General features: G+C 27.9%; 1 protein-coding gene. It reads right to left on the reverse strand.

What is annotated here, in order from left to right:
- Positions 1–497 precede the first annotated feature (497 nt).
- On the reverse strand, positions 498–2,708 hold the full coding sequence (locus BGI41_RS07290; RefSeq protein ID WP_088539996.1) for a CDC48 family AAA ATPase: 2,211 nt from the start codon (positions 2,706–2,708) through the stop codon (positions 498–500).
- Between the last annotated feature and the right edge of the window lie 595 nt (positions 2,709–3,303).

Genomic DNA, 3,303 nt, shown 5'->3' on the forward strand with positions numbered 1-3,303 from the left:
AAGTATTACTAATATTTTAAAAAAAATAAGAATTAAATTATCTTATAAAATAATCTAATTCTTATTTTTCTATGTGTTAAAATTTACATCCGATATTTAAAAGATTTTCTTAAGATATTATATTAATAATATCCTTTGTTTTGTTTTAATATAATTATCATAGCAGAAGAAAAATGATAATTATATGATTTTAATTTTTACGTGTTTAAATTTTACTTACGTGTTTCTATATCTAAATTTCTAAATTTTTAAGAGAGATTTCTAATTTATGGTTTTCCATATCGCTTTTTTAATTTATATTTAATTATGGTAGATTTAATTTATTTAATATGATATTTAAGTGTTTATAAGTAGGTTTTGCTTATAAACACTATCAATTTATTTTTTAGAGGGTTAAGTGTTTATAAGTAGGTTCAGCTTATAAACACTCATTTAATAAGCTTTTAAGCTCATGTTTTGGTTTTTTACTTATTTATTAATAGAGGTTAATTATTTATCTATAAGTATTGGACCATTTCATCAGTGTTTTCTTTATTAGGTTTAACTTTATCCATAGCTTGGTTAAATGCTTTCATATGGATTTCTTTAGCATCCATATTTTCTCTTAAAGTTAACATTGCTGCTTCACGACAAACAGCTTCAATATCTGCTCCGACATAACCTTCACTATGTTTTGCTAATTTTTCAAGGTCAACATCGTCTGCAAGAGGCATTTTGTCTGCATGAGCTTTGAAGATAGCAAGTCTACTTTCTTCATTTGGTGTGTCAACTTTAATATGTCTGTCAAATCTTCCAGGTCTCATTAATCCAGGATCAATAATATCTGGCCTGTTAGTTGCAGCAATAATTGCTACATCATGAAGATCTTCCATTCCATCAATTTCTGTAAGTAATTGGTTAACTACTCTTTGGGTAACACCAGAACCTCCAGCATCGCTTCCACGAGTGTTAGCAATTGAATCAATTTCATCAAAGAAGATAACTGTTGGTGCAGTTTGTCTTGCTTTTCTGAATACTTCTCTTACACCTTTTTCTGATTCTCCTACCCATTTAGATAGAAGTTCTGGACCTTTGATTGCAATAAAGTTAGCATCACTTTCGTTTGCTACTGCTTTTGCAAGTAAGGTTTTTCCAGTTCCTGGAGGACCATATAATAATACTCCTTTAGGTGGCTCAACATGGAATTCTTTGAATTTATCAGGGTATTTTAATGGCCATTCAACAGCTTCTTTTAATTCTTGTTTTGCATCTTCTAATCCACCAATATCATCCCATTTTACATCTGGAATTTGAACAAGAACTTCTCTTAATGCAGATGGTTGAATTTCTTTTAATGCTTCTTTAAAATCATTTTTAGTTACAACGATTTTTTTAAGAGTTTCTTCTGGAATTTTTTCATCTTCAGATTTAATATCTGGGACAATTCTCCTTACAACTCTCATTGCTGCTTCTTTACATAATGATTCAAGATCTGCACCTACAAATCCATGAGTATTTTCAGCAATTTTATCAAGATCAACATCTTTTGCTAAAGGCATGTTTCTTGTGTGAATTTCAAGTACTTCTTTCCTTTCTTCTTTGTCAGGGACACCTATTTCAATTTCCCTATCAAATCTTCCAGGTCTTCTTAATGCAGGGTCTAATGAATCTGGTCTGTTAGTTGCTCCAATAACAACTACTTGTCCTCTTGAATTAAGACCATCCATTAATGTTAGAAGTTGTGCAACTGTTCTTCTTTCTACTTCACCTTGGGTTTCTTCCCTTTTAGGTGCAATAGCATCTAATTCATCAATAAATATAATAGATGGTGCATTTGCTTCAGCTTCTTCGAAGAATTCTCTTAAGTTTTCTTCAGATCCACCTACATATTTACTCATGATTTCTGGTCCATTAATTGCAATAAAGTGAGCATCACTTTCGCTAGCTACAGCTTTTGCAAGTAATGTTTTTCCAGTTCCTGGAGGTCCATGCATTAAAATTCCTTTTGGTGGTGCAATACCTAATCTATCGAAAAGTTCTGGCCTTTTAAGAGGAATCTCAATCATTTCCCTTACTTTTCTAACTTCATCTTTAAGACCACCAATATCATCATAACTTACATTTACAAGGTTTGAAACACCTTCTAATTTAGATACATCTACTGGATGATCTTCAAGAGTTATTTGAGTATTTGGACCTACTTTAACTACTCCAGTTGGGTGTGTTGAAACTACTGCGAATTTTAATTCACCCATTGGACTTATATCCATGAAGTTATTAAACATATCATCAAATGGGCTACGGCTTCCATTAAACATTGATGGTTTAATTCCAGATCCTACAATGTCTCCTTTAACCATGATTTTGTTCATGAATAATCCACGGATGTCACCTTGAATTTTAACATTGTTTTCAGTTGGTGCAAGAACGATTTTTTTAGCTTCTTTTACATCAGCTTTTTTAATTTCAACTTCTTCACCAATTGATGCACCAGAATTTTTCCTTATGGTACCATCAATCCTTATGATTCCAAGACCAATATCTGATTGTGATGCTACTACAGTAGCAGCAGTTAATTTTGATCCTTTAATAGCAATAATGTCTCCTTCTTTAAGACCTAATTCACTCATTGCGTTTGGATCAATTCTTGCAATACCTTGACCAATATCGCGTTGTGATAAAGCTTCTGCAACTTTTAATGTTGGATTTTTATTATTATTTTCAGCCATAATAATCATCTCCTTATTGATTGAAGCTCAATAAATTATAAGTATAAGCTATTAATAATTTTTATTAAATTAACTTCAAGTACTTAAAATTTTATTTAAGTTTCTTTTTAATTTTCATTGTTAATTTTAATGTAAATTAATAATCATAAAATTTTAAATTTATTTATATGAAATAATCAATTCATATTTCTTAAATTAATTATTTCTTTTTGTTTTTTTTAAAGTTACTTTTAGTAACTATAATATAGTATGCAAGTACTTATATATAAAGTTTTCGGTTTTTTTATTTTATTTATTTTTATTAGTTTTTTAATTATTTTTTTAAAAAATCGTTATTTTATATAATTAACTTAATTAATTATTAAAAATATTAAAATAGAAGTTTTAATTAATATTTAAGATTTTAAATACTTTTAATTTTTATTTTACTATCTTTTATTAAAATATTCTTATTGTCTTTGGTAGTTTATTAATTTTATTCAAATTTTTTGTTTTTTAAGTTTATTCTTTTGAAATTTTTTAGTGTTTTATTTTTTAAGTTTATTTTTTATAAAATTAAGTATTTTTTTAAAAATTTTTTTAAATTAATTTTTAA

The sequence above is a fragment of the Methanobrevibacter sp. 87.7 genome, from assembly GCF_002208625.1.
Classification (GTDB): Archaea; Methanobacteriota; Methanobacteria; order Methanobacteriales; family Methanobacteriaceae; genus Methanarmilla.